The following is a 25,048-nucleotide window of genomic DNA, read 5'->3' on the forward strand; positions in this document are numbered from 1 at the left end:
ACTCAGGAGCACCCGGCATCATGCAGGGTGATGTCGGCCTTGTCGGGAGCCGAGGCCGACCGGTCCGCGATCCCGTCGAAGGTTTCCGGAGTGGAGAAGTGCGTCATGCGGGACAAGGGGGAGACGGTGAATTTTGCCGGCCCGACGACATCATCGATGGGAATGAATGCGCTGGCCCCACGGTAGGCGCCGGGAGCCGGATCACTGAGATGGCATCGGGAGTCTCCCGAAGCGTCCCGGTGGTCACCCATGACGAAGATGCGGTCCCTGGGTACCCGCACCTCGAATCTCATCTGCGAGGGTTCCACTGGCACGCCATTGGTGCGATACAGGTAGGAGTTCTCGTCCAGCGGCTTGCCGTTGACGCTCATTCGCCCCTTGGGACCGCAGCAGGACACGGTGTCACCGGGCATCCCGATGACCCTTTTGATGAGGTAGTTCGAGCTCGTGTTGGGCAGAACACCGACGAATTCGCCAAACTGCCCAGCAGCGGAACGCTTGGGGGGGTTGGCTCCCAGCCAGTGACCAGAATCCTTGAAGACGACGATGTCGCCCCGTTTGAAATCAGCTGGTTTGATGGCAGCGACACGATCACCGGGTTCGATGGTCTGCTCCATGGAGCCCGAGGGGATGACGAAGAGCTGGCCCACGAAGGCTCGGATGACCGCAGAGATGACCAGTGCCAGAACGAGGATGAGAACTATTTCCCGAATCCCCATGAGGAATCGAGTACCGACGCCGCCGGTTGAGGTACTGGTCTCGCCATGTGTTTTTCTGCTCACTGATCCATCCTGCTCGACATCGTCCATGACCCACTGCAGATCGGGGACGGGAAACAGCTTAGCCCGTCACGAGAAAGGCTGATTCCTCACAACCTACCGAAGCGTCGACGGCACCGGATCACGGTCCATGACAAAAGCGGCAGGTCACCATGATCGATGATCTGCCGCTTTCTCCACATCGTGGAAACGTCTGAGGGCTCAGCCTCAACGGTTGGAGCCGCGCTCCTTGATCTTGGCGGCCTTGCCGTGCAGGCCACGCAGGTAGTAGAGCTTGGCGCGACGCACGGCACCGTGGCGGTCCACCTCGATCTTGTCGATGATGGGCGAGTGCAGCGGGAAGGTGCGCTCGACGCCGGTACCGAAGCTGGACTTGCGAACGGTGAAGGTCTCCTGGACCCCGCCGCCGTCACGGGCAATGACGGTTCCTGCGAACACCTGGATACGCGACCGGTTGCCCTCGACGACCTTGACGTGCACCTTGACCGAGTCTCCGGCACGGAACTCGGGGATGTCGTCACGCATGGCGCTGCGCGCAATCTCGTCCAGAACGTTGCTCATGATTTTTCCTCGCCGGTGCCACAGGTCACCTGGTGGTCTGAAGGCAGTGACATTCTCCGAACCCGAACGATCCCCCTGTGGCAGGAGCCGGGACGGACAACAGCGATACATTGTGTCAGCTTTTCATGGTGAAGTCCACTTTTGGCGTCGGTTTTCCGCAACACCACGGAGCCATCCGGTCAGGACCACGATCCTGGGCAGTCGTCTACGGGTTTTCCGGCCCCGGCACGGGTGCGGACGTGTCACTCGTCGGTGAGGAGGTCCGGACGTCGACGTCGGGTGAGTTCTCGCGACTGTTCCCGGCGCCACTGCGCGATATGGCCGTGGTGACCACTCATGAGCACCTCGGGGACGTCCCAGCCACGCCAGGAGACTGGACGGGTGTACACCGGGTACTCCAGCAGACCCTCCTGATCCTGCGAGTAGGACTCCTCACTCAGCGACTCCGGATTGCCGATGACGCCGGGAACCAAACGAACGATTGCCTCGGTCATGGCAAGCGCAGCCACCTCTCCCCCGTTGAGGACGTAGTCGCCCAGGCTGAGCTCATGAACACTCCAGTGCTCGCTGGCATAGTCGATGACGCGATGGTCGATGCCCTCGTAGCGTCCACAGCAGAAGACGATGCGATCGACATGGGACAGCTGCGCAGCGTCATCCTGACGAAACGGCGTGCCCGAGGGAGTGGGGACGACGACGTGCACGCTGGGGTCTGGGTCGGCTCCGAGCAGGTCGTCGAATGCCTCCCCCCACGGATCGGGTTTCATGACCATGCCCGCCCCACCGCCACAGGGGGTGTCGTCCACCGTACGATGCCGGTCATGGGTCCAGGTGCGCAGATCGTGGGCATGGATGTCGACAATCCCGTTGTCGACGGCCTTGCCGAGCAGGGAGATGCCCAGCACGTCGAAGAACTCCGGAAAGATCGTCAGGTAGTCCAGTCTCATCGCGCCTCCTCAGCCTGATCGTCCAGCAGACCACCGGGCTCGGCAATCGTGAGTGTGCCCTGGTCGAGATCCACCTCGGGGACGAGTTCGCCGACGAATGGCACGAGGCGTTCCCCACCATCCACCTCGATGACGAGGAGATCCTGGGCCGGTAGGTGGAGCACGTCGGTGACCTGCCCAAGTCGGCCGCCGGCCGGGTCGAGGGCGCACAGACCCCGGAGTTGACGGTCGTAGTACTCGTCCGGGTCGTCGGGTGACTCGTCGAGATCGACGTCGACGAACAGCTCGGCGCCACGCAACCGTTCTGCCGCCGTGCGATCGGTCACCTCGGCGAACCCGACGACAAGTGACCCCTTGGACCATCGGGATCGGACGATCGTGAGATCACGGTCGGCGGTGCGCACATGTGCACCGACCGCGAAACGCATCTCTGGCTCGTCGGTGCGAACCCTGACGACGACGTCTCCCTTGAGCCCATTGGCTCGGCCTACCGTGCCGATGAGGACTTCCTCGTGATCCATGATGACTCTTTCCTACCTGCGCTCGGGTGTACCGATGTGCAACTGGCCTCACACAGAGCAATGACCGCGGCCCCTCGGGACCACGGTCACATCAATGCTTCTGCTCTCAGCGGCGACGTGCGCCGCGCCGGTCGACGTCGACGAAATCGACGCGGACCTGCTCACCGCCGGACAGCGCCGAGATCACCGTGCGCAGTGCAGATGCGGTACGGCCCTGACGACCGATGACCTTGCCGATGTCGGAGGGGTTCACGCGAACCTCGAGCATCCGGCCCCGGCGCAGGTCCTTGTCGCGCACGCGGACATCGTCGGGATTGGCGACGATGCCGCTGACCAGGTGCTCCAGTGCGTCAGCGAGCATGATCAGGCCTCGTCGGAGGAGGACTCGGCCTCGTCGGCCTTGGTCTCATCCGCCTTCTTGGTGATGGCCTCCCGAGGAGCGTCATCCTCCTCGGCCAGGGCAGCGGCGAAGAGTTCGTCCTTGTCCTGACGGGTCGGCTGTGGGTCGATTCCGGCGGCGGTGGTGTCGCCGGTGAACTTCTGCCAGTCACCGGTGCGCTTGAGCAGGGCGATGACGGCCTCGGTGGGCTGGGCACCCACGCCGAGCCAGTACTGGACGCGCTCGGAGTCGACAGTGATCTCCGAAGGATCGCTCTTGGGGTGGTACTGGCCGATCTCCTCGATCGCGCGGCCGTCGCGCTTGGTACGCGAGTCCATGACGACGACGCGGTAGTGCGGGGTACGAATCTTGCCGAAACGCTTCAGACGAATCTTGGTAGCCACGTGTGTGGAATCTCCTGTTGATCTCACCCGGGAGGTCCCGGGACGTACGGGGTCGGACCATCATGATGTGGGGTCACCAGTCAGCTCCGAGAATGGACCACCCGAACGGCATTGAGAGGGCACCGGCCGGGCAGAAGCTCTCGATATTCTGCCACATTCGGGGGTCGGAGGCCAACCGAGCCACCAGCCAGTCCTGCCACAGTACAGTCACACACTGCAAGCCTTGCCGCACTCGCACTGTGGCTCCTACCGAACCTCTGACATGCTCATCACCTGTCGCGGAGCACCCGACCACGCAGGACGACGAACGTGGGATGGGCGATGGCCCTGACGTCGCGACGTGGATCGGCGTCGAGGACGAGCAGATCGGCTGCGGCCCCAACGCCCAACCCGGCAGCCGCCCGGTCGCCCGTGAGCCAGCTGCGAGCCCGCCAGGACGCTGCCCCCAGGCCGAAGAGGGGATCTCGCAGCTGCGACAACAGGCGGATCTCGGTGGGAATCTGGCCATGGGCGATCGTGCCCCCGGCGTCGGTGCCAGCGTAGACCGGAACTCCGGCATCAACGGCCTTGCCCACCGTGTCCACATGGCGTTGGTGCAGCGAACGCATGTGCGCGGCGTACACCGGGTACTTGGACTCGGCCCGGGCAGCGATGCTCGGGAAGGTCTGGATGTTGACGAGCGTCGGCACCAGGGCCACCTGCCGGCTCGCCATGAGCTCGATCGTCTCGTCGGTGAGACCGGTGCCATGCTCGATGCAGTCGATTCCGGCGGCGACGAGCTGGGCGGGAGCCTCCTCGCTGAAACAGTGTGCCGTCACTTTGGCACCGAGCCCATGGGCTCGGGTGATGGCGGCACGTGCGACGTCGGTTGGCCACAGTGGTGCAAGATCACCGATCGACCTGTCGATCCAGTCACCGACGAGCTTCACCCAACCGTCCCCGGCCACGGCCTGTCGCTCCACCTCGGCGACGAGATCGTCCGGATCGACCTCGGCGGCATAGTTGCGGATGTAGCGCTTGGGTCGGGCGATGTGACGTCCCGCTCGAATCATCCGAGGCAGGTCGTCGCGGGCGTCGATCCAGTGCGTGTCGCTGGGAGACCCGGCGTCGCGGATGAGCAGGGTACCCACCCGTGACTCCACCCGGGCCTGCTCCTCGGCAGTCTCCCGGTCGACGGCTCCGTGGCCGTCCAGACCGATGTGGTTGTGGGCGTCGACGAGGCCAGGGATCACCCAGCACTCGGACGCCAGGGTCCGGGCATGCGGCAATGGTCCCTCGACGCACCGACCATCATGGATCCAGAGATCGCGAACCTCTCCAGCCGGAAGCACGACGCCGTGGATGTGCAGGTCCTGCGCCGGGGCGAGCCGTTGACCGGCGGGAAGGCGCGGGTGGGGATGGTCGTGACCGTGGAAATGCGGCAGCACCTGCTCGGGCATCCTCTGCTCAGCCATCATGGCCTGCTCATCGCCGACCCTTGTTGGCCTGCTTGAGCATCTTCTCCATGCCCGAGGGCATCTGGAACTCGGACATGGCCTGCTGCAGATCGGCCTGAGAAGGCTTGGAGTCGCCCAGACCGAAGGCACTGCCCTGGGGCTTCTGCTTCTTGTTGGCACGTCCCTGGGCGGCGGCACGTTCCTGGGCGGCACGCTTGGCCGGGTTCCCGGACCCCTTGCGGTTCTTCTTCTTGGACTTCTTGCCGCGCTTGGCGACCGATCCCATGACGCGTCCGGCCCCAGGGCCCATCATCTGAGTCATCTGACCCATCATCTTGCGAGCGTCGACGAACCTATTGACGAGGCTGTTGACGTCCTTCACCTCGACTCCGGAACCCTTGGCGATACGGGCTCGCCGCGATCCGTTGAGAATGCCCACGTCGGCTCGCTCGGCCGGAGTCATACTGAGGATGATCGCCTCGATGCGGTCGATGTCGCGTTCGTCGATCGACTCGATCTGGTCCTTCATCTGGCCCATGCCCGGCAGCATGCCCATGATCTTGGACATGGGCCCCATGCGTCGCATCTGACGCATCATGCCGAGGAAGTCGTCCAGCCCGAACTCCCCCTTGCCTGCCATGATCTTGGCGGCAGCTTCCTCGGACTGCTTGGCGTCGAAGGCCTTCTCCGCCTGTTCGATGAGGGTGAGCATGTCGCCCATGTCGAGGATGCGCGAGGCCATCCGGTCGGGGTGGAAGACGTCGAAGTCCTTGAGTCCCTCACCGGAGGAGGCGAACATGATCGGCTTGCCGACGACCCGGGCGATGGACAGCGCCGCGCCGCCGCGGGCGTCACCGTCGAGTTTGGTGAGGACGACCCCGTCGAAGCCGACTCCCTGCTGGAAGGCCACGGCGGTGTTGACGGCATCCTGTCCGATCATGGCGTCGACGACGAAGAGCGTCTCGTCGGGGTGGGTCACTGCCTTGATGTCGGCAGCCTGGGCCATGAGTTCCTCGTCAACGCCCAGACGACCAGCGGTGTCGATGATGACGACGTCGTAGAGCTTGCGCTGTGCCTCGGCGATGGCGTCCTGGGCCACCTGGATCGGGTTGCCGACGCCATTGCCGGGTTCGGGGGCGAAGACCTGCACCCCGGCCCGCTCCCCGACCACCTGCAACTGGGTGACGGCATTGGGACGCTGGAGGTCGCAGGCGGCAAGCATCGGGGAGTGCCCCTCCGCCTTGAACCATGCGGCGAGCTTGCCGGCCAGGGTCGTCTTGCCGGCACCCTGCAGACCAGCAAGCATGATGACCGTTGGCGGATTCTTCGCGAACCGGACAGTACGCGTCTCGCCGCCCAGGATGTCGACGAGTTCCTCGTTGACGATCTTGATGATCTGCTGGGTGGGGTTGAGCGCCTTGGACAGCTCCTCACCACGACAGCGTTCCTTGACGGCTGCGACGAATTCCTTGACAACACTGAGGTTGACGTCGGCCTCGAGCAGCGCGATACGGATCTGCCGAGTCGTGGCATCGATGTCAGCGTCAGTGAGACGACCTTTTCCACGCAGCCCCTTGAACGTGGTTGCGAGACGGTCCTGCAGAGTGTCGAACACGGATAGTCCTTCGGTAAGGGTCACAAGACGAGGTGCGCAGGGAGCGCTCCTCCTAGGCTACCGCCTCACCTTGTCATGAGAGGCGGGGAACCACGGCACAGGCCTCACAGGCCGAACTGGCCAAGCCATCTCAGACATTGGCGAAGGTACGGAACATAGGTCCCAGTACCATGCCCTCCTTGGTCGAGGACGATGAACTCATACTGCTTGAGTGCGTGGGCATGATTCCAGAAATCCTGTCCGTCGGACCACACCTGACCGTTCAACATCAGCGGATTGTCCACGTCGCCCCATGTTGACCGATCGCGTTTTGACATGACCGAGAGGAAACGCACCCTGGAGTCCACATTCCCTTCCTTGACCCTCGCCAAGGGCGAGTTGTCAGCAATCAACTGAGGCGTCACCTTGGAAAGTGCTGGCCCCTCGAAAGTCGGATGATAGTACCCTGCCAAGGCGAAACCCGCATTGAAGTCGAGCGGGTACTTGGAGGTGAGGTTGGCAGCGCAGTAGCCGCCAGTACTCCATCCAGCCACGAATCGCGATTCCCGTGTGCTTCCGACGCGATAGTGTCTCTCCACCTGTTCCCGGACCGTCTTCATGACCCATGTCTGATGGTTGGTCCCCGCAATGTCCATGCATTCGGTATCCTGCCCAGAACGAATCTTGCCCGGCAGGACGACGACGATGAATGGGGTGACCTCACCGCTCTTGACCAACGAGAGTGCCGGGTCGATGAGCGGGATCGATTGCAGAGCGTGGCCACCGGTGTCATTGACGCCTCCGATCCAGTAGAGGACCGGGAACTGGGTGTGTGCCTCGGACTTCTCGAAGTACTGTGGCGGCAACCAGACCGGCACATGCGAGTACGCAGGGTCTGTCCCCGCCACGTCGACGCCGGTGAGGAGACCACCCGGATTTGGATTGTGTGGTGACACCGGAACGACACTGGCCGATGGACTCGTCATCTTGACGAGGTCGTGAGTCGAGACGGTGGAAGTCCTCCCGAACAACTCGTCCCAGCTCGTGTAGAACGCATAGGTGTTGTTGACGTGCAGGAATACGGCGACAAGCCCGAGTGCCTGACACAGAAGGACGACGATGAGAGCAGCCGCACCTCGTCCGATCCGTCGTGGAACCGATCGACCCCAGCTACGCAGGGCCACGACAATGCCAATGATCAGTGGCGTGGCAACTGCGAGAATGGCCACGGTGAGCTCAAGGCCCGGGCTGAGTATGTCGATCACGTTGGGCGATCCTATATCGACGCTGCTTACATCGGCACAGGCTTATGTCGGCACCGGTTCACATCGACATGGGGCACACACCGTACAGCGTGCCCATCTCACTGCCCCATGAGTCCATCGACGAAGCCCGCGGCTTCGAAGGGTGCGAGGTCGTCGGGCCCCTCACCCAGCCCGATGAGCTTGACGGGCACGCCGAGCTCCTGCTGCACCTGCACGACGATGCCTCCCTTGGCCGAACCGTCCAGCTTGGACAGGACGACACCGGTGACGTCGACGACCTCGGCGAAGACGCGGGCCTGGGTGAGGCCGTTCTGGCCAGTGGTGGCGTCAAGGACGAGGAGCACCTCGGACACGCTGGCGAGCTTCTCGATGACGCGCTTGACCTTGCCCAGCTCGTCCATGAGCCCGGCCTTGTTGTGCAGTCGACCAGCGGTGTCGACGATGACGACGTCCGCGCCGTCGTCGATACCGGTCTGGACTGCTTCGTAGGCCACCGAGGCGGGGTCAGCCCCGGCGTCCTTGCGCACGGTGCGCACCCCGACGCGCTCCCCCCAGGTCTCCAGCTGCTCACCGGCAGCTGCGCGGAAGGTGTCGGCGGCACCGAGGACGACCGATTTGCCGTCGGCGACGAGCATGCGGGCAATCTTTCCGCAGGTGGTCGTCTTGCCCGTGCCATTGACTCCGACCATGAGGATGACTGCCGGCTTGCCCTCCTCGTGGTCCAGCTTCAGCTCACGGTCCATGTCCGGGTTGACGAGTGTGACGAGTTCGTCGTGCAGCACCGTGCGGGCGCGCTGCGGATCGGCGACACCGTCGATGGCGAGTTCGGAGCGCAGCTTCTCCACGAGTTCGGTACTCGGCCCGACGCCGAGGTCGGAGGTGATGAGGGTGGTCTCGAAGTCGTCCCAGGTGTCCTCGTCGATGTGGTCGGAGCTGAGCAGCTCGGCGAGACCGCGAGCCAGGGCATTGTTGCTGTTGGCCAGACGGCGACGCAGCCGTGCCAGACGTGAGGCGGAGGCCTCCGGCGTCTCCACGGTGGGCTGGGCCTCGGCACGGTCGGCCGGTTCCTCGGCAGCCGGGGCACCGGTCGGTTCCTGGGCAGGTGCGCCTTCAGCCTGGTCCGCTGCACCTGCATGTGCAGCTTCATCGGTGGAGGTGGGCTCGCCCTCACCGATCTGTGGACGCTGCCCACTCTTGACCTGTTTGCGATTGACGATCGCGACCCCCAGGGCGATCACCCCGAGGATGACAAGAATGACAAGGATGGTTCCGATGACAACAGCAGAATTCACGACGTCATCCTATCGGGTCGGGGCAAGACGTCCTTCGAGTGACGCTGGGGTCTGCCGTGGATTCAGATGATCCATGGCACCGCAGGCACGGACGTGGGAACAGCCATCAGCGAGCCGACGTGAAATGTGTCTCCATCTCACCGGGAGTATTCAGCGGCAGTCGTGGAACCGCTGGTGGTTGCCGTCGGATCGCCAGCCGATTCAGCAGCCTCGGTGGGGTGCCCCGCAGCCGTGCCATCGGCCTCGATGTAGGCCAGCGTCTGTCCCTCATGACTCTTGACGGCCCGGAAGGTCCACAGTTTGTTGACGACGAAGTTGATGGGCATCGTGACGACGATCGTGATGATCTGCGACCAGTACTCCCGGGAGTGCAGACCGGCAGATTCGTGGAAGAAACCCTCGGGGAGGTAGACGGGTGAGGTGGGATTCGTCAACGCCACCTTGATGAACAGACCGGCGACGGCGGCCACCGAACCGACGAGGAAGAACGGGCCGAACTCGGCCCACCAGCCGCGACGCACATCCCGTTTGAACGTCCAGGAGCGGTTGAGCTGGAAGTTGAAGACGTTCGCCACCAGGAAGGCCACGATCCACACCAGCGAGGTGAACCGGAAGTTCCACCTCGTCCCGAACAGGTTGAACAGCACGTCCTGGGCATGTGCGGTGCCGCCGTGCATTTTGTTGAGGACGATCGCGACCAGGACGTTGACGACGAACCCGGATCCTCCGACGATCCCGAACTTGATGAGTTCGCGCAGGATCTTCGCCCAATCTCGCTGCTTGTGGGTGGACATCACGGCCGTAATCCTACGGCGATGGGCAGGATAAGGCACATCACGCTCGTGTCGAGCCCAAGGCGAAGCTCGCGATGCGGCCAGTCGTCATCCTCGAGCGGTTCGATCCAGAGCAGCAAGCTCGTCTGCAGGCAGAGGAACCGTGACCACGTCCACAGGCTCGGCTCCACGCCCTGGATGACCTCGACCACGTCGCTTGAGTGCCGCAACGTCACAGCCAGCCTCGGCTTCAGCGACCCATGCCTGGATCTGCTCCTCGATGGGCGTGTCCTTGTTCATACGACAATGATGGACATGCACCGAAGCGCGGCATGTGCCGTCAGCGCAGCCGTTGGCACCCCGGACACAGGTGGCTGGACCGGTTCATGAACGACTCGCGAACGATGGGCGTTCCACAGCGGTGGCAGGGCTCACCTTCTCGTCCGTAGACGTCGAGGGAGCGCCCGAAGTATCCCGAGCTGCCATTGACGTTGACGTAGAGCTTGTCGAACGAGGTACCACCCTGCTCCAGGGCCTCGACCATCACCCCGCGAGCAACCTGCCACAGCTCGACGGCCTGCCGCTGGCTCATGGCATTGGTGGGGGTCAGCGGATGCAGCCGGGCACGCCACAGGGACTCATCGGCATAGATGTTGCCGATCCCGGAGACGAGACTCTGGTCGAGCATGGCGCGTTTCACGGTACTGCGTCGCCGACGCATTCGCTGGGCGGCAGCGTCGAGGTCGATCTCTGGGTCGAAGAGGTCCCGCCCGATGTGTGCGATCTCGGTGGGCAGCGCAGCATCACCTGGGCTCACCCACATGGCCCCGAAGGTGCGTTGGTCGACGAACCTGAGGATCCCTGCCCCACCGGAACGGGCATCACTGCGAGCCGTTTCATCCAGGAGGAAGGTGGCGCGGGTGTGACGGTGTCCAGCGTCAGTCGGTTGCCGCCCAGAACCAGCCGACTGGTGCCCACTGCCAGCCTGCAGAGGTTCGGTGCGGACGGCGTGGGGCCCGGCGTCGACGCGGAACTGCCCGCTCATCCCCAGGTGTGCCACCAGTGCGGCGTCGTCATCCAGGGCGAACCACAGGTACTTGCCGCGGCGGCGCACTTCGACAATGGTGCGATTCTGGCATCCGCGGACGAATGCAGCAGCACCCCCGACCTGGCGTCGCACCAGGCGGGGATGGCTGACTTCAACGCAACGGATTCGGCGGCCCAGAACGTGTTCCCGGAGCCCGAGTCGAACCGTCTCGACCTCAGGAAGTTCCGGCACTCGTCAACTCGGTGACGGCCAGGCGAGCAGCTCCCTGCTCGGCCTCCTTCTTGTTGTGGCCGGTGAAACCGGTGTGTGCCACATCGGCGACGACGGCGTGGGCCTCGTAGCGTCGGTCGTGATCCGGCCCCGATCCGACGACGTGGTACTGCGGACCCTCCCAGTCATGGGCGGCGCACAGTTCCTGCAAGACGGTCTTCCAGTCCGTACCGGCACCGGTGCGTTGGGCCTCGTCGATGAGCGGATCGAAGAGGTGGTGGACGAGCCGCAGGGCACTTGGCAACCCCGCGGACAGCTCCACGGCGCCCAGGAGCGCCTCGGTGGTGTCGGCCAGGATCGACGTCTTGTCGTGCCCGCCGGTGAGCTCCTCACCCTTGCCAAGCTTGACGTACGGGCCGATGCCGAGACATCGTGCCACCTGTCCCAGCGACACCGTGCTGACGACGGCTGCGCGCAACTTGGCCAGATGGCCCTCGCTCAGCTCGGGGAAGGCTCGATAGAGGTAGTCGGTCGTCCCAATTTCCAGGACGGCGTCGCCGAGGAATTCCAGTCGCTCGTTGGTGGGCAGTCCGCCATGTTCGAAGGCGTAGGAGCGGTGTGTGAGGGCGAGATCAAGGAGTTGGGGGTCGATCTCGACCTCCAACTCCTTGAGCAACGCCAAGAATGCCCAGCTGTCGTCGGGGGTGCGGGCCCCCGGTCCAGCTGCTGGCCTGGTCATCAGGCCTGGGTCACCTGACGCATGTTGCTGCGGGAACCGTACTGGCCACACTCCGGGCAAGCGGTGTGCGGCAGGTGCTTGGCACGGCAGGCGGGGTTGGCGCACATGACGAGGGTCGGGGCGACAGCCTTCCACTGCGAACGACGGTGCCGGGTGTTGGAACGGGACATCTTCCGCTTCGGGACAGCCACGATCTTCTCCTTGGGGTATGTGTCTTGACGGCGTTTTCGGGCTCAGGACTCCGTGGGGTCGAACTTCGCCAGTTCGGCCCATCGGGGATCGATCTGGTCCCCGTGGTCGTGATCGGGATCATCGTTGAGGTGGGCTCCACACTCCGGGCACAGCCCCAAGCAGTCCGGGTCGCACAACGGGTTGAGCGGCAGGTTCAACACGATGGCCTCCCGAAGCACTGGGTCGAGATCGATGGTGTCATCGTCCTGCACCCACAAGGAGTCCTCCTCGGCCTCGCGATCGGGGTAGAAGTACAGCTCCTGAAGGTCGAAGGTCCGAGGATCCTCGATCCGGTCCAGGCAGCGTGAGCACTCCCCCACCAGCGTGGTCGATGCAGTTCCCGTCACGAGGATCCCCTCGACCACCGACTCCATACGGAGATCGACGTCGATCGACGAGCCCTCGGGAACACGAATCATGTCCACACCGAGCTCCGCTGGAGCGGGGAACGGACGATGCACCGCAATCATCTGACCAGCTTGACGGCGCAGTCCGCTGACATCCATCAGCAGGGCATTGTCACCGTCAGGACGGCGATGGTTGGTGTTCATCGCAAGATTCCCTTCGACCAGTGGAACACGACGAGGTCATGACCGGCGCATCAGTTTACTCTCTCTGACGTCTCAGACAAATCCCCTCGGACGCACCGGGCCATATGTCGCCGTGGGTCACGTCACTCGTCACGACCGGGCTCGCCCCCCAACACGCCAGAACCGAACTTCCGGCGCAGGGCCTCGGTGACCGTCGGAGTGACGAATGCGCTGACGTCTCCCCCGTAAGAAGCTGCTGAACGAATCATCGACGAGCTGATCGTGCCGAATTCTCGTCCGGCCGGGAGCAGGATCGTCTCTATGCCGCTCATCTCCTTGTTGAGGTGGGCCATCTGCAGCTCGTAGTCGAAGTCGCCGCCGAATCGCAGGCCACGGACGATGACGTCGGCACCATGTGCGCGGCAGAAGTCCACGAGCAGCCCATCGACGAGATGCACCGAGACCTGCGGTATGTCCTTGACGGCGTCCCGGACGAGGGAGACCCGCTCATCCATGGAGAAGATCCCGTTCTTGGCGGTGTTGACGGCCACCCCCACGATGACCTCGTCGACAAGGTTCCTGGCTCGGGTGACGATGTCGACATGGCCCCGGGTGATCGGGTCGAAGGACCCGGAAAAGACGGCCTTCATGGGCGTTCCTCCTGGTGTGAGTTGGTGCGGTGGGTTGACGTGGTTGCAGGCCGGTGGGCGGGCTGCCGAAGAACTCATTGACTGGGATCAGCCCGTTGGGCGTAGTGGACGACGGTCTGTCCGTAGGACGACGACCAGTGCTCCATTCCCTCGGGAAAGGTCGGTGCTGCGGTGCGAGCGGAGCGTTCGACGACGAGGAGCCCGGAGTCGACGAGCAGGCCGGTGGCTCGGGCGATGAGCTCGTCCATCTTGGTACTGGACAGGTCGTAGGGAGGGTCGAACCACATCACGTCGTAGCGCCCGGTGTCGTCGTGCCCCGGGTTGTCGCGTCCCGGTTCGCCATGCCCGGTGCCGTCATTTCCAGCGGCACCGACAGACCGGGAGATCCAGGCAGAGACGTCGGCGGTGACCACCTGCACCGTGGCAGACAACGCCTTGGCATTGGCACCGATGATGGCGCTCGTCGCGGGCGTTTTCTCCACGCACACCACTGGCCCGGCCCCTCGGCTGGCAGCCTCCAGCCCCATCGCCCCCGAGCCGGCGAAGAGGTCTGCGAAGGCGATCCCTGCCAGGGCATCGCTCACCGGCTCGTCGGCGGTGCCGTTCCACGAGGCGATGGCGGAGAACACGGCCTCCCGCACGCGGTCGGTGGTCGGACGGGTCAGCTGGGTGGGCGGCGTCTTGATGCGGCGTCCTCCGTGACGGCCAGCGATGATTCTGCTCACGGTTCCAGCATATCGACCCCGCCTGGGAAGGTTCGACGAGCTGCCAGCGCCCGGCACGTGCCGCGACTGCACACGGCTCCATGGACATCGTGTCACCAATGGCCCCTGCTGCCACGGGCAGATGCAGATGCCACGGTCTGAAACAGGATTACCACACGCGTTGCCCTCTCATACCTGTCGCGAGCGGTGTTGCATCGGGCACAGGGAGCGCATGGGCACCGTGCAGGTGGGGCGGCTGGTCACCAGCATGGATGGTCAAACAAAGGTGTTCCCCATTGACTTCGCCCTGGAGGGCCCCTCCATCGGCTCTCGTACCGCCCTGGGACCCCACTTGAGGAGATCCTGCGCACCATTGCGTCGTCCTCGAGGCGGCCGGTTGGAGCGACGGGCGCGGTTGGAGTGCATGCTGCGCAGGCGTGTTCGTACTGCAGAACCGTGCCTTCTGCGGAAATCCCATGCTGCCCGAGATGCCGTCACCTGCAAGTGTCGGGCTGGCTGTCTTCCTGACCAGTCCTTCCTGACTAGCCCTGTTCCATGAGGTCGCCGGTGGCCATTTCCTCGGTCGAGCGCACCATGTCTGCCAGACGTGGATCATCGGGATCCTGACTCACCCAGCGGGTGGCCAGGTCCTTGGCCGCAGTGATGACGTCGGCATGATCGAGCACCCGCAGCATGCTCAGCACCGAACGCCCGGACTGATCGGCTCCCAGCACATTGCCCTCGTGTCGTTGGGCCAGGTCGAGTTCGGCGAGCCGGAATCCGTCCCGGGTGCTGGCCACCGCGTCCAGCCGGGTGCGTGCCGGGGTGTCCGGGGCGGCCGAGGTCACCAGCAGGCACAGCCCGGGGTACTGGCCCCGCCCGATGCGCCCGCGCAGCTGGTGCAGCTGGGAGACGCCGAACCGGTCGGCATCCATGATGACCATCATCGTGGCGTTGGGCACGTCCACCCCCACCTCGATGACGGTGGTGGCGATCAGCACCTGCGACTCGCCTTCGGTGAACCGTGCCATGATCGCCTCCTTCTCCTCGGCGTCGAGCCGGGAATGCAGCGCCTCGATGCGCAACCCGTTGAGTGGGCCGCGAGCCAGACGGGGGCCGAGCTCCTCCACCGAGGCAGCCGGTTTGACTCCCCCGAGGTTCCCGGAGCCAGCCCTGCCCCCGGGCCCCCGCGACATCCCCGGACCGATCCCCACCTGCGTATCGGCCCCCATCTCGGCATCGTCGGCGCCGATGCGTGGGCACACGATGAAGACCTGATGGCCGGCATCCACCTCCTCGCGCACCCGCTGCCAGGCCCGGTCCAGCCACGTCTGATGGGTTGGCAGGTCGACGACGGTGGTCTGCACCTCGGCTCGCCCGCTGGGCAGCTGCGCAAGGGTGGAGACCTCGAGATCTCCGAAGACCGTCATGGCGACGGTACGTGGAATCGGGGTGGCGGTGAGCACCAACTCGTGGGGGCGGGCGTCGTCGCGTGCAGTGAGCAGACCGCGCTGGGCCACGCCGAACCGGTGCTGCTCGTCGACGACCACCAAGCCGATGTCGGCGAACTGCACCGTGCCGGAGAGCAGTGCATGGGTGCCGATGACGATTCCGGCCTGCCCGTCGGCGATCCGGGCACGGGCCTGCCGAGCACTGGCCGTGCGCATCGATCCGGTGAGCAGCACGACGTCGGTCGCGTTCTCCGGCGCACCGAGCACCTGTCCACCGCCCAGGTCACCGAGCATGGACGTGATCGTCTGCCAGTGCTGTCGGGCCAGCACCTCGGTGGGGGCGAGCAACACCGCTTGGTGTCCGGCATCGACCACCTGCAGCATGGCACGCAGCGCCACGAGGGTCTTGCCGGAGCCGACCTCGCCCTGCAGGAGCCGCTGCATGGGGGCCTCGGCGGCCAGATCGGCACTGATGGTCTCACCGATCTGTTCCTGGCCCTCGGTGAGGGTGAATGGCAGCCGGGCGTCGAAGGCAGCAGCGATGCCGTCGTCACGATGCGGGCAGGCTGGTGCCCTGCGGGTTGCCGCCACCTGGCGACGGTGTGCCATCGTCACCTGGGTGGCGACGGCCTCCTCCCACAGCAGACGTTCGGCGCCCTTGGCGGCATCGGAGACCGCCGCGGGACGATGCACCCATTCGTAGGCCTGCGCGAGCGGTGCCAGATCGGCCTCCGCGACGAGCCAGTCGGGCAGGGTGTCGTCCAGCTGGCCGATCTCGGTGAGCACGAGGTCGATGGTCTCGGCGATGGTCCAGGTGGGCAGTTTGGAGCTGGCGGGGTACAGACCCACCAGTCCGTTGCGCATCACCTGGCTGGCCATGGTCTTCTTGTCGGCGCGCCCCACCACCTGACCGGTCTCGTCGAACATGACGAAATCGGGGTGGGTGAGCTGGGGTTTGTCACGAAACGAGGTCACCTTGCCCACGAAGATGCCGTGGCTGGAGACGGTGAACTGCTTGCTCCAGTAGGCCACCAGCCATTTACGGCCGAAGAACGTCACGGGCAGGGTGGCCCTGCCGTCGGTGAGGGTGACCTCCAGGCGTTGCCGGGCACTGGATCCGGCCCCGCCGGCGATGTCGTGGATCTCGACCCGGGAGACGTCGGCGATGAGCGCCACCTCGGTGCCCACGACGAGGTCGGAGAGGTCGGTGTTCTGGGTGCCGGTGAGGTATCGGCGTGGCAGGTGGCCGAGCAGGTCGCCGACGTCGTGCACGCCCAGGGCGTCGAAGGCCTTGGCGGCTCGGTTGCCCAGCACCGAGCGCAGGGGCCGGTGCAGTTCCTTCTGGGTACGGGTCAACCACGAGACATCAGCCACGGCTTCGAGGTTACCGGACAATGATTTGAGCGGCACACGGCTGGGGCGGCCTGGCTGTGGGGCAGCCATACTCCCGGGACTGTCGGGACAGGTGGGGAGCTGGGGTGCGGGTCATCGAGTGCAGAAACGGGGCGCTTGGACGAATCGGCCCCTGGGGCCCACCTGACCCGCGCCCGGCTCACCTGGCCACGCGGCTATGGCACCGCAAACACGACGAGAGCCCGTCCACAGGGACGGGCTCATCGACTGAGGTACCGACCAGTGTTTGATCGGTACCGGAAAAGGTCAGCGTCCGACAGAGCCGGACTTGAGGCACGAGGTGCAGACGTTCATCCGCTTGTGAGTGCCTTCAACCACAACGCGCACGCGCTGGATGTTCGGGTTCCACCGCCGGTTGGTCTTCTTCTTCGACCAGGGGACGTTGTGTCCGAAACCGGGGCGCTTGCCGCAGACGTCACAGACAGCAGCCACTGGGAGATCTCCTTGTTCGGGGTCGGCGCCACGCGGACGCCCACACAATCGATGGGTTCGAGGGTTCCTGGGAAACTCAAGGGGCTCCCTTGGGAACTGGACAAGCTTATACGGTCGAGCGACCAGAACCCAAATCCTATGAGATGGGCAGCTCCGGCAGCGACTGGACGATGTCCATCGTCACGCGCACCCTCTGGGAGCGCCCGCACGCCCCAGAGCCGGAATCACCCTCACACGACGATGATGGCCGGCACGATCATGGGACGACGTCGGTAGGTCTGCGCCACCCAGCGTCCGATGGTGCGTCGGGCGACCTGCTGGAGCTTGTGCTGGTCGCTCATGCCGCCGCGCATCGCCGACTCCAGCTCGCTCACGAGTCGGTCGCGGATCTCGTCGTAGCCACGATCGTCCTCGGCGAATCCCTTGGCCTTGATGTCCGGCCCCGACACGATGCTCGCGCTCTTGGGGTTGATGGCGGCCGACACCGAGATGAACCCTTCCTCACCGAGGATCTTGCGATCGGCGAGGGCGTCGGGGGTGAGCTCGCTCACCCCGGTTCCCTCGACGAGGATGTAGGAGGCATCCACCTTGCCAACGACGCTGGCCCGGCCGTCGTCCAGGTCGACGACGCCGCCATCGGTGACGACGATGGCGTCCTCGGGCTGCACACCGGTGGACACCGCGATACGGGAGTTCGCCATGAGGTGCCGGTACTCGCCGTGGATCGGCATGACGGCACGCGGTCGCACGACATTGTAGGCGTAGAGCAGCTCACCCTGGGCGGCGTGCCCGGAGACGTGAACCAGCGCATTGCCCTTGTGCACCACGGTGGCACCGCAGCTCATGAGGCCGTTGATGACGCGGGTGACGGCGTTCTCGTTGCCGGGGATGAGCGAGCTCGCCATGAGCACGACGTCGCCCTCCCCCACCGAGATGTCCCGGTGCTCACCGTGGGCGATGCGAGCCAGGGCCGACAGCGGCTCACCCTGGGAGCCGGTGCAGATGATGGCGACCTTGTCGTCGGGGTACTTGTCGAGGTCGCGCAACTCGATGAGCGAGTCGTCGGGCACCTTGAGGTAGCCCAGATCGCGGGCGATCGCCATGTTGCGCACCATGGAACGTCCGACGTAGCAGATCTTGCGCCCGTGCCGCACGGCGGCGTCGACCGCCTGCTGGACGCGGTGGACGTGCGAGGCGAAGGTGGCGACGATGAGCTTCTGGGTGGCCTGGTCGAAGGTCTGCTCGATGGCCGGGGCGAGGTCGCGCTCGGAACGCACGAATCCGGGCACTTCGGCGTTGGTGGAGTCGACCATGAAGACGTCGACCCCCTCCTCACCGAGCTTGGCGAAGGCCCGCAGGTCGGTGATCCGCCCGTCGATGGGCAGCTGGTCCATCTTGAAGTCACCGGTGTTGAGGATCGACCCGGCGTCGGTCTTGACGTAGACGGCCAGCGCGTCGGGGATGGAGTGGTTGACGGCGACGAACTCGACGTCGAACTCCTCGCCGATCTCGGCGGTGTCGCCCTCACGCACCACGCGCAGGTCGTAGTTGCGGATGCGGTGCTCCTTGAGCTTGGCCTCCACCAGGGCAAGGGTGAGTTTGGATCCGTAGACCGGGATGTCCGGACGACGCTTGAGCAGGAACGGCACCGCACCGATGTGGTCCTCGTGGCCGTGGGTCAGCAGCAAGGCCTTGACTCGCGACAGCTTGTCGTCGTCGAGGTAGTCCAGGTGCGGCAGGAGCAGATCGACGCCGGGATGGTCGTCCTCGGGGAACAGGACGCCGCAGTCGATGAGCAGCAGTTCCCCGTTGATCTCGTAGCAGGACATGTTGCGGCCGACGTCGCCCAACCCTCCCAGCGGGATGATGCGTAGCACATTGGGCTTGAGGGCGGGCGGGGTCTTGAGTCCTTGAAACTGCACGAAATCAGCATAGCGGCAACGACTCGGCTGGGCGGGCAGTACAAGCCGTGCGGCCCACCTGTTGCCCAGAACTCTCGGAAATCCCCGAACCCTCGGAACTCTCCTGCGTCACCTCATCCGTCCCCACCGCAGGGGCAACCCCGCCGGCGAAGCGGCCTGGACCGTCCATTCGCATCATCGCCCTGGCCAAGCCCCCATGCGTCAGAAGACCTCGTAGGCTGGTGACATGGCTGACTCCCACACCTGCCCTGCCAACCCGGCACACACCGCCTCGGTGCGACTGGCCCTGCCCACCGAGGCGACGGCGATCGCCGAGATCCAGCAGCGCGCCTGGACCGAGGACCCCGACCTGGCCGTCCTGACGAACGAGGTGAGCGGCACCGACGCCGCGACCGCGTGGTCGGAGGCGATCATGCGCCCACCGATGGCCGATTTCCGGGTGTTGGTGGCCGTGGAACCCGACGAGGACGGCGCGGCAGTGGTGCGCGGTTTCGCGGCAATCGGTCCAAGTGAGGATGCCGACGCCGAGCACACCGACGCGCTGGTCGCAGAGTTCGCCGTCGACCCCCGGCACCGTGGTCAGGGGCATGGGTCCAGGCTGCTCAACGCCGTCGTCGACACCCTGCGAGCCGACCGCTTCACCCGGGCGACGTGGTGGGTACGCGCTGGCGACGACGCCACCCGCCGATTCCTCACCGAAGCTGGCTGGGGTGCCGACGGCGCGCACCGCGAGACCGGCACCGAGGATGATCGGATACGCATCAAGGAAGTCCGGCTGCACACCGGGATCGGTACGGACTGAGAATCGCCACCGGCGGAACGCACTGCTGCCAGCTCGGACCTGCTCGCTGCAGACCTCTCACGGCGCGGGGATTCCGGACCGCGGGGCATCAGGGCCGCGCCGCCACACAGTAGTCTCTGTGTTCCCCATGTGACCGTGCCTGACATGACACGAGGGGCATCCCATGACGGGACGCCCCTCGCACAGCAGACAGGACTGCAGGCAGATCAGAACCGCGGGATGTTACGCATGTTCGAGGTGGCCATCGACACGGCCTCGCCGGCACCACGATTGAGGACGATCTTGCTCATGGCGGTGGCGAACCCGATCATCTGCTCACCCTTGATCTCCGGGGGCAGCGACAGGGCATTGGGGTCGGTGAGCACCTCCACCAGCGCCGGTCCGTCGAACTCGAGGGCGTCGGTGAGGGCCTGACGCACCTGCTTGGGATCATCGACTCGCTGGGAGTGGAATCCGGCGGCCTCCGCGATTCCGGCGTAGTTGACGTCGTGGACGTCGGTGCCGAAGTCTGGCAGGCCGTTGACGAGCATCTCCAGCTTGACCATGCCGAGGGTCGAGTTGTTGAAGACGATCACCTTGACCGGCAGGTTGAGCATACGAGCGGTGACGAGCTCGCCGAGCAGCATGGACAGCCCGCCATCGCCGGAGACCGAGATCACCTGACGACCCGGGTGCGAGGCCTGGGCGCCCAGGGCCATCGGCAAGGCATTGGCCATCGACCCGTGCAGGAACGAGCCGATGAGACGGCGGGTACCCAGCGGATCGATGTATCGAGCGGTCCACACATTGCACATACCGGTGTCGGCGGTGAAGATCGCATCCTTGTCGGCCACCTCGTTGAGGATGTGGGCGACGTACTCGGGGTGGATCGGCTTCATCTTCTCGACGTTGCGCGTGTAGGAGCCGATCGGGGCCTTCATGATCTTGGCGTGGCGCTTGACCGTCTGCTTGAGGAACTTGTCGTCATGCTCCTTGAGTCGGGGCAGGATGGCCTCGATGAGGGCCTTGACGTCGGAGCAGACCGGGAAGGAGACGTCGGTGCGACGTCCGAGCTTCTCCGGGTTGTTCTCCACCTGGACGGTGAGGGTGTCGGGCAGGAACTGGTTGTACGGGAAGTCGGTGCCCAGCAGGATGAGCACGTCGGCATCGTTCATGCCCTCGGCGGCGGCACCGTAGCCGAGCAGACCGGTCATGCCCACGTCGAACGGGTTGTCGTACTGGATGAAGTCCTTGCCACGCAGCGAGTGACCGATCGGGGCCTTGAGCTTGTCCGCCAGGGCCAGGACCTCGTCGTGGGCACCCTCGACACCGGCGCCGGCGAAGATGGCAATCTTCCTGGCGTCGTTGAGGAGCTTGGTCAGCTGCTCGACGTCCTCGGAGTTGGGAGCGAGCACCGGACGACGGAACGGCACGTAGAGCGGGGTCGGTGCGGTGGCCTTCTGATCGGTGATGTCACCGGGCAGGGTGACCACCGAGACGGACTTGTTGGCCATGGCGTGCCGGATGGCGCTGTTGACGACACGCGGTGCCTGGTCGGCGGTAGAGATGAGCTCGCAGTAGTTCGAGCACTCCAGGAAGAGGCGATCCGGGTGGGTCTCCTGGAAGTAGTTCGCGCCAATCTGGACGCTGGGGATGTGCGAGGCGATGGCCAGCACCGGGGCCTGGGAGCGCTGGGCGTCGTACAGACCATTGATGAGGTGAAGGTTGCCCGGGCCACAGGAACCCGCGCACACGGCAAGCTCGCCAGTGAGCTGGGCCTCGGCGGCAGCGGCGAAGGCGGCCGCCTCCTCGTGACGCACGTGCACCCAGTCGATACCGCCCTTGGCGGATCCACCGGTCTTGCGTACGGCGTCGACGACGGGATTGAGCGAGTCCCCGACGATGCCGTAGATACGGCGCACTCCCGCATCCAGCAGCTGGTTGACGAGTTGTTCGGCAACGTTCATGTAAGTCCTCCGGTGTAGCAGCGGCGATGAGATGGCCAGCACGACCCACGGTCATTCTACGACACGTTTGGTGAAGTTTCTCACCTTTCGCGCCCCGCCAAGTCGCGCCACGTCAAGTATTGCGTTCCCCACGATGCCGCTCTCGCCGCACGGCTGCAGGTGGTACGAGGGATCCGTGCGACCAACACGGTCCAACACGGTTGGGTATGCCGCTTGACGAAAGCTCCTAATTGTCGTCGTTTTCGTCACCATCGTGCACAGCCTGGATGAGGCGGACGGCAGCTTCAGCGAGCGGAAGGACCGCACTCACACCGGCAACGGCCCAACGTCCCGTCACCACTGCGAAAATGACCAGCCCCAGACAGGTGACGGTGACGGCAGCGTGGGTCCAGATGCCAACCTGCGTCCCCAACCTCACCAGTCGCGTATTCTCTCTGGTACTCCGTGCGCGCTCTGGCGGCTTCGACCTCGGCCTCATGGGACTGCTCCGCCATGTGGAAGATGCGGTCAGCATAGCTTTCATCAAGATCGTTGTAGCCAGCCAGGATCTCAGGTGGCGGAAGCGGACCTTGGAAGCTCAGTGCTCGGACGAGGGTGGCGTCGTGGAGCTCTGGGACGGCATCTCGTCCATCGCTCGGTACAGGTGTTTGCCCGCCTGCTCCCAAGCCATCTGAGTGATCTGGTAGGCGCTGACCTCTTGCGGCTCTCGTTGACGACTCAGCGCGGCGGGGTCTGCGCGGGTGACCAGATGCGCCCCGCGAAACATCGCCTTCCTGAAACTCATCGCCATCGTGCTCATGATTCAACCTTACGTCATTTCTGTCTTTCACGATGCCTCGATTCCGTCGATCAGAACTGGCCATGAGTGGAGTTGCCGACGCTCAGCGAATCCTGAGATCGGCCAACCGCACATTGTCACCGGACATCTCGATGGTGAGGCCGTCCTCGTCGGCATGCAGGTCGGTGTAATCGACGCCATTCAGCTCGGGCAACGGAGCGCTCTGGGTCATCGAGTCCAACACGGAGTCCAGCAGGCTCTCGGGAATCGACAGGTTCGCCACCTTCGCGTGGGCATCGGTGAAGACCACCACCTGCCGCTGCGTGTCGATACCGGGCTGGGCGCTGACGACGACCGGAACGTCCACCCCCAGCACATTCATCTCACGGTGCAGTTCCACACGGCCCTGCTCGGCGAATCCCACGTCGGACTGGGCAAGTCGGGACAGCTCGTCGTAGCCGATCCGACCGGACATCTCGACGTGTCCAGCGGTGGCATTGTCGTTGTCCCGGACATTGCGCAGGTCACGCGCATGAGCTGAGAGGTTGCTGAGGGAGAGGGTTTTGTCTCCCTCGGTCACAGTGGCCTGTGGCACGGTGATGTCAAGGGACGTGAGCGTATTGGTCACCATGACCGCCAGGAATGGCCATCCGCCGATACTCGTACTCACCTGGGAGGGGTCGATGTTGGCCTGGGTGGCAACCTCCTGGTCGATGCGCTGTTCGGTTCTGGCACGTGCCGTGGCGTCACCGATGACGAAACCAGCCACCACGACGAGCACGACAAGAATGGCGATGAACCTGGGCAACCAGCGTCGGCGACGCTTTCGTGGCGTGATCGGGGCCTGGGAGGCTGTGGATGTGCGGGCATTCATCTGCGGTGGAGCCTCATGGGCTGCTGGACTGAAATCGGGCATGGTGGGCTCCTGACCAAGGATCATGGTGGGGGCGTCGTCCCAGTACTCCTCCCCGACCTGGTACCCACCGTCGCGCTGATGGCCGCTGGCGTTGGAACGGTCATCACCACTGCCCCATGGCTGGCTCACCGGTATGTCGCGATCCCAACCCAAGGGCTGGGTGGGCGCGGTCGGGTCCCACGAGCTGGCCTGCTGCGTGGTGGCCGTGACATCGTCCTCAGCACCCCCCAGTGACCACGTGGGATCGTCGCCACCGAAACTGCTGGACCGGCTGTGATCAGTCAAGATGGAGAAGATCCTCGATACCGATGGTCAGGCCGGGACGATCCTGCACGGCGCGCACCGCCACCAGGACACCGGGCATGAACGAGGCGCGATCCAACGAGTCATGGCGGATGGTGAGGGTCTCACCCTCCGATCCGAAGAGCACCTCCTGATGGGCCACCAGGCCGCGCAGCCGCACCCCGTGCACATGGATACCGTCGATGTCGGCTCCGCGAGCTCCCGGCTCCTGCTGTGCGGTGGCGTCGGGAACCGGGCCCAATCCGGCATCGACCCGGGCCTGGGCAATCTGGGCGGCGGTGGTGCGGGCGGTGCCGGAGGGGGCGTCCACCTTGTTGGGATGATGCAGCTCGACGATCTCGGCGGACTCGTAGAACCGTGCCGCCTGTTTGGCGAAGTGCATCATGAGAACAGCGCCGATGCCAAAGTTCGGTGCGACGACCGCACCGGTGTGTGGGTGCTCGGCCAGCTGGGCGCGCAGCTGCTCGTAGCGTTCCTCGGTGAACCCGGTGGTGCCGACGACGACGCTGATGTCGTGGTCGATGGCCCAGGCAAGATTGTCCATGACGGCATCGGGCCTGGTGAAGTCGACGATGACGTCGGCTCCGGTCAGGGCGTCACGCGAGTCCCCGTCGTCGACCCCGCCGACGAACTCCATGTCGTCGGCATCCGTCACGGCCTGCACGACCTGCGAACCCATCCGTCCAGCAGATCCGAACACTCCAACCTTGATCATCTGGCAACCTTCCTCATGAACGACGATCGGTACCAAGACTACCCAGCTGGTGAGACACTTTCGATGCACCTTCCTCGTCCCTGCCCCACCACCAGCCTCTGACACCCATGACAGCGGGGCCCGGAAACCGCACCGAAGCTCTCGAGCGGAACTGCCGCGGGGCACTCGAGCGAAGACATCCCGTGTCGCCGGTCCCCACACGGCCGCAGGTCCCCACACACGGGGTCAGGGATGACGAAGGGGCCTGCGCCACCGCACAGGCCCCAACCACAGCCACTCCGATCTGGCCCGCCATGAGTCATGGTCG

27 protein-coding genes are annotated in these 25,048 nt (G+C 64.9%); 1 reads left to right on the top strand and 26 read right to left on the bottom strand.

All coding sequences use genetic code 11. The features are described 5' to 3' along the window. Positions 1–2 precede the first annotated feature (2 nt). The 21 genes from lepB to ACP8JZ_RS05600 all read right to left on the bottom strand — a co-directional run bounded on the left by lepB (position 3) and on the right by ACP8JZ_RS05600 (position 19,281). Positions 3–719 carry a signal peptidase I gene (lepB, locus tag ACP8JZ_RS05500; protein WP_484482807.1) on the bottom strand — a complete coding sequence of 239 codons (717 nt, stop codon included), beginning with the start codon at positions 717–719 and terminating at the stop codon, positions 3–5. Positions 720–986: 267 nt separating this feature from the next. Further along, the gene (gene rplS / locus ACP8JZ_RS05505) at positions 987–1,340 is read right to left on the bottom strand and encodes a 50S ribosomal protein L19 (protein ID WP_021104699.1); all 354 of its coding nucleotides are present in this window, start codon (positions 1,338–1,340) and stop codon (positions 987–989) included. Between the two features lie 242 nt (positions 1,341–1,582). Next, positions 1,583–2,287 (bottom strand): tRNA (guanosine(37)-N1)-methyltransferase TrmD, encoded by a 705-nt coding sequence (gene trmD, locus ACP8JZ_RS05510; RefSeq protein ID WP_306517184.1) that lies wholly within the window; start codon positions 2,285–2,287, stop codon positions 1,583–1,585. After that, positions 2,284–2,808 carry a ribosome maturation factor RimM gene (gene rimM, locus ACP8JZ_RS05515; RefSeq protein ID WP_306517183.1) on the bottom strand — a complete coding sequence of 175 codons (525 nt, stop codon included), beginning with the start codon at positions 2,806–2,808 and terminating at the stop codon, positions 2,284–2,286. The genes trmD and rimM overlap by 4 nt, the downstream gene beginning before the upstream one ends. 106 nt (positions 2,809–2,914) lie before the next feature. Then, on the bottom strand, positions 2,915–3,169 hold the full coding sequence (locus ACP8JZ_RS05520; protein WP_021104696.1) for an RNA-binding protein: 255 nt from the start codon (positions 3,167–3,169) through the stop codon (positions 2,915–2,917). Between the two features lie 2 nt (positions 3,170–3,171). Next, positions 3,172–3,591 (bottom strand): 30S ribosomal protein S16, encoded by a 420-nt coding sequence (gene rpsP, locus ACP8JZ_RS05525; RefSeq protein ID WP_306517182.1) that lies wholly within the window; start codon positions 3,589–3,591, stop codon positions 3,172–3,174. A 269-nt stretch (positions 3,592–3,860) separates the two neighbouring features. Next, a complete protein-coding gene (locus tag ACP8JZ_RS05530; protein ID WP_371415872.1) occupies positions 3,861–5,030 on the bottom strand; it encodes an amidohydrolase family protein in 1,170 nt (389 codons plus the stop codon). Between the two features lie 25 nt (positions 5,031–5,055). Further along, positions 5,056–6,642, bottom strand: a complete 1,587-nt coding sequence (ffh, locus tag ACP8JZ_RS05535) for a signal recognition particle protein (protein WP_306517180.1) — start codon at positions 6,640–6,642, stop codon at positions 5,056–5,058. Between the two features lie 104 nt (positions 6,643–6,746). Beyond that, a complete protein-coding gene (locus ACP8JZ_RS05540; RefSeq protein ID WP_306517179.1) occupies positions 6,747–7,886 on the bottom strand; it encodes an alpha/beta hydrolase in 1,140 nt (379 codons plus the stop codon). Between the two features lie 98 nt (positions 7,887–7,984). After that, on the bottom strand, positions 7,985–9,178 hold the full coding sequence (gene ftsY / locus ACP8JZ_RS05545) for a signal recognition particle-docking protein FtsY (RefSeq protein ID WP_306517178.1): 1,194 nt from the start codon (positions 9,176–9,178) through the stop codon (positions 7,985–7,987). Positions 9,179–9,315: 137 nt separating this feature from the next. After that, on the bottom strand, positions 9,316–9,972 hold the full coding sequence (locus ACP8JZ_RS05550; protein WP_306517204.1) for a GtrA family protein: 657 nt from the start codon (positions 9,970–9,972) through the stop codon (positions 9,316–9,318). Next, on the bottom strand, positions 9,972–10,163 hold the full coding sequence (locus tag ACP8JZ_RS05555) for a hypothetical protein (protein WP_306517177.1): 192 nt from the start codon (positions 10,161–10,163) through the stop codon (positions 9,972–9,974). Before ACP8JZ_RS05555 ends, ACP8JZ_RS05550 begins: the two co-directional genes overlap by 1 nt. Positions 10,164–10,291: 128 nt before the next feature. Further along, complete coding sequence (gene mutM / locus ACP8JZ_RS05560) at positions 10,292–11,230, bottom strand: bifunctional DNA-formamidopyrimidine glycosylase/DNA-(apurinic or apyrimidinic site) lyase (protein ID WP_306517176.1); 939 nt, start codon at positions 11,228–11,230, stop codon at positions 10,292–10,294. Next, entirely contained in the window at positions 11,214–11,948 is a 735-nt protein-coding gene (rnc, locus tag ACP8JZ_RS05565; protein WP_277101663.1) for a ribonuclease III, read from the bottom strand. Before rnc ends, mutM begins: the two co-directional genes overlap by 17 nt. Continuing rightward, the gene (rpmF, locus tag ACP8JZ_RS05570; protein WP_021104685.1) at positions 11,948–12,139 is read right to left on the bottom strand and encodes a 50S ribosomal protein L32; all 192 of its coding nucleotides are present in this window, start codon (positions 12,137–12,139) and stop codon (positions 11,948–11,950) included. The genes rnc and rpmF overlap by 1 nt, the downstream gene beginning before the upstream one ends. A gap of 42 nt (positions 12,140–12,181) precedes the next feature. Next, on the bottom strand, positions 12,182–12,730 hold the full coding sequence (locus ACP8JZ_RS05575; RefSeq protein WP_023034045.1) for a YceD family protein: 549 nt from the start codon (positions 12,728–12,730) through the stop codon (positions 12,182–12,184). A 122-nt stretch (positions 12,731–12,852) separates the two neighbouring features. After that, the gene (coaD, locus tag ACP8JZ_RS05580) at positions 12,853–13,359 is read right to left on the bottom strand and encodes a pantetheine-phosphate adenylyltransferase (RefSeq protein WP_021104683.1); all 507 of its coding nucleotides are present in this window, start codon (positions 13,357–13,359) and stop codon (positions 12,853–12,855) included. Positions 13,360–13,433: 74 nt separating this feature from the next. Beyond that, positions 13,434–14,045: an RsmD family RNA methyltransferase gene (locus ACP8JZ_RS05585; protein WP_442752459.1), complete on the bottom strand. Its 612-nt coding sequence runs from the start codon at positions 14,043–14,045 to the stop codon at positions 13,434–13,436. A gap of 560 nt (positions 14,046–14,605) precedes the next feature. Continuing rightward, a complete protein-coding gene (locus ACP8JZ_RS05590; RefSeq protein ID WP_484482209.1) occupies positions 14,606–16,957 on the bottom strand; it encodes an ATP-dependent DNA helicase RecG in 2,352 nt (783 codons plus the stop codon). A 216-nt stretch (positions 16,958–17,173) separates the two neighbouring features. Then, positions 17,174–17,359 (bottom strand): 50S ribosomal protein L28, encoded by a 186-nt coding sequence (gene rpmB / locus ACP8JZ_RS05595; protein ID WP_277101666.1) that lies wholly within the window; start codon positions 17,357–17,359, stop codon positions 17,174–17,176. Between the two features lie 230 nt (positions 17,360–17,589). Further along, the gene (locus ACP8JZ_RS05600; protein ID WP_484482210.1) at positions 17,590–19,281 is read right to left on the bottom strand and encodes a ribonuclease J; all 1,692 of its coding nucleotides are present in this window, start codon (positions 19,279–19,281) and stop codon (positions 17,590–17,592) included. A 226-nt stretch (positions 19,282–19,507) separates the two neighbouring features. On the opposite strand from ACP8JZ_RS05600, the gene ACP8JZ_RS05605 reads away from it, so the two are divergent. Next, a complete protein-coding gene (locus ACP8JZ_RS05605) occupies positions 19,508–20,083 on the top strand; it encodes a GNAT family N-acetyltransferase (protein ID WP_306517172.1) in 576 nt (191 codons plus the stop codon). Positions 20,084–20,289: 206 nt separating this feature from the next. Here the strand turns inward: ACP8JZ_RS05605 and ACP8JZ_RS05610 are convergent, their stop codons facing one another. The 5 genes from ACP8JZ_RS05610 to dapB form a co-directional block, all read right to left on the bottom strand. Beyond that, entirely contained in the window at positions 20,290–22,029 is a 1,740-nt protein-coding gene (locus ACP8JZ_RS05610; protein ID WP_484482211.1) for a pyruvate dehydrogenase, read from the bottom strand. A 284-nt stretch (positions 22,030–22,313) separates the two neighbouring features. Continuing rightward, positions 22,314–22,694, bottom strand: coding sequence for a DUF2335 domain-containing protein (locus ACP8JZ_RS05615; RefSeq protein ID WP_484482808.1), 381 nt, complete (start codon positions 22,692–22,694; stop codon positions 22,314–22,316). Continuing rightward, positions 22,607–22,828 carry a hypothetical protein gene (locus tag ACP8JZ_RS05620; protein WP_021104674.1) on the bottom strand — a complete coding sequence of 74 codons (222 nt, stop codon included), beginning with the start codon at positions 22,826–22,828 and terminating at the stop codon, positions 22,607–22,609. Before ACP8JZ_RS05620 ends, ACP8JZ_RS05615 begins: the two co-directional genes overlap by 88 nt. A gap of 82 nt (positions 22,829–22,910) precedes the next feature. Continuing rightward, positions 22,911–24,008, bottom strand: a complete 1,098-nt coding sequence (locus tag ACP8JZ_RS05625; protein ID WP_484482212.1) for an LmeA family phospholipid-binding protein — start codon at positions 24,006–24,008, stop codon at positions 22,911–22,913. Next, the gene (gene dapB, locus ACP8JZ_RS05630; RefSeq protein WP_484482213.1) at positions 24,001–24,741 is read right to left on the bottom strand and encodes a 4-hydroxy-tetrahydrodipicolinate reductase; all 741 of its coding nucleotides are present in this window, start codon (positions 24,739–24,741) and stop codon (positions 24,001–24,003) included. Before dapB ends, ACP8JZ_RS05625 begins: the two co-directional genes overlap by 8 nt. Positions 24,742–25,048 lie beyond the last annotated feature (307 nt).

This window comes from Cutibacterium sp. LaCa_286 (genome assembly GCF_057198075.1).

Bases quoted from the DNA above. Each gene is read 5' to 3' on its own strand.
- lepB (WP_484482807.1), bottom strand. From the start codon at position 719: ATGGGGATTCGGGAAATAGTTCTCATCCTCGTTCTGGCACTGGTCATC.
- rplS (WP_021104699.1), bottom strand. From the start codon at position 1,340: ATGAGCAACGTTCTGGACGAGATTGCGCGCAGCGCCATGCGTGACGAC.
- trmD (WP_306517184.1), bottom strand. From the start codon at position 2,287: ATGAGACTGGACTACCTGACGATCTTTCCGGAGTTCTTCGACGTGCTG.
- rimM (WP_306517183.1), bottom strand. From the start codon at position 2,808: ATGGATCACGAGGAAGTCCTCATCGGCACGGTAGGCCGAGCCAATGGG.
- ACP8JZ_RS05520 (WP_021104696.1), bottom strand. From the start codon at position 3,169: ATGCTCGCTGACGCACTGGAGCACCTGGTCAGCGGCATCGTCGCCAAT.
- ACP8JZ_RS05530 (WP_371415872.1), bottom strand. From the start codon at position 5,030: ATGCCCGAGCAGGTGCTGCCGCATTTCCACGGTCACGACCATCCCCAC.
- ACP8JZ_RS05550 (WP_306517204.1), bottom strand. From the start codon at position 9,972: ATGTCCACCCACAAGCAGCGAGATTGGGCGAAGATCCTGCGCGAACTC.
- rnc (WP_277101663.1), bottom strand. From the start codon at position 11,948: ATGACCAGGCCAGCAGCTGGACCGGGGGCCCGCACCCCCGACGACAGC.
- ACP8JZ_RS05575 (WP_023034045.1), bottom strand. From the start codon at position 12,730: ATGAACACCAACCATCGCCGTCCTGACGGTGACAATGCCCTGCTGATG.
- coaD (WP_021104683.1), bottom strand. From the start codon at position 13,359: ATGAAGGCCGTCTTTTCCGGGTCCTTCGACCCGATCACCCGGGGCCAT.
- ACP8JZ_RS05590 (WP_484482209.1), bottom strand. From the start codon at position 16,957: ATGGCTGCCCCACAGCCAGGCCGCCCCAGCCGTGTGCCGCTCAAATCA.
- ACP8JZ_RS05605 (WP_306517172.1), top strand. From the start codon at position 19,508: ATGGCTGACTCCCACACCTGCCCTGCCAACCCGGCACACACCGCCTCG.
- ACP8JZ_RS05610 (WP_484482211.1), bottom strand. From the start codon at position 22,029: ATGAACGTTGCCGAACAACTCGTCAACCAGCTGCTGGATGCGGGAGTG.
- ACP8JZ_RS05620 (WP_021104674.1), bottom strand. From the start codon at position 22,828: ATGAGCACGATGGCGATGAGTTTCAGGAAGGCGATGTTTCGCGGGGCG.
- dapB (WP_484482213.1), bottom strand. From the start codon at position 24,741: ATGATCAAGGTTGGAGTGTTCGGATCTGCTGGACGGATGGGTTCGCAG.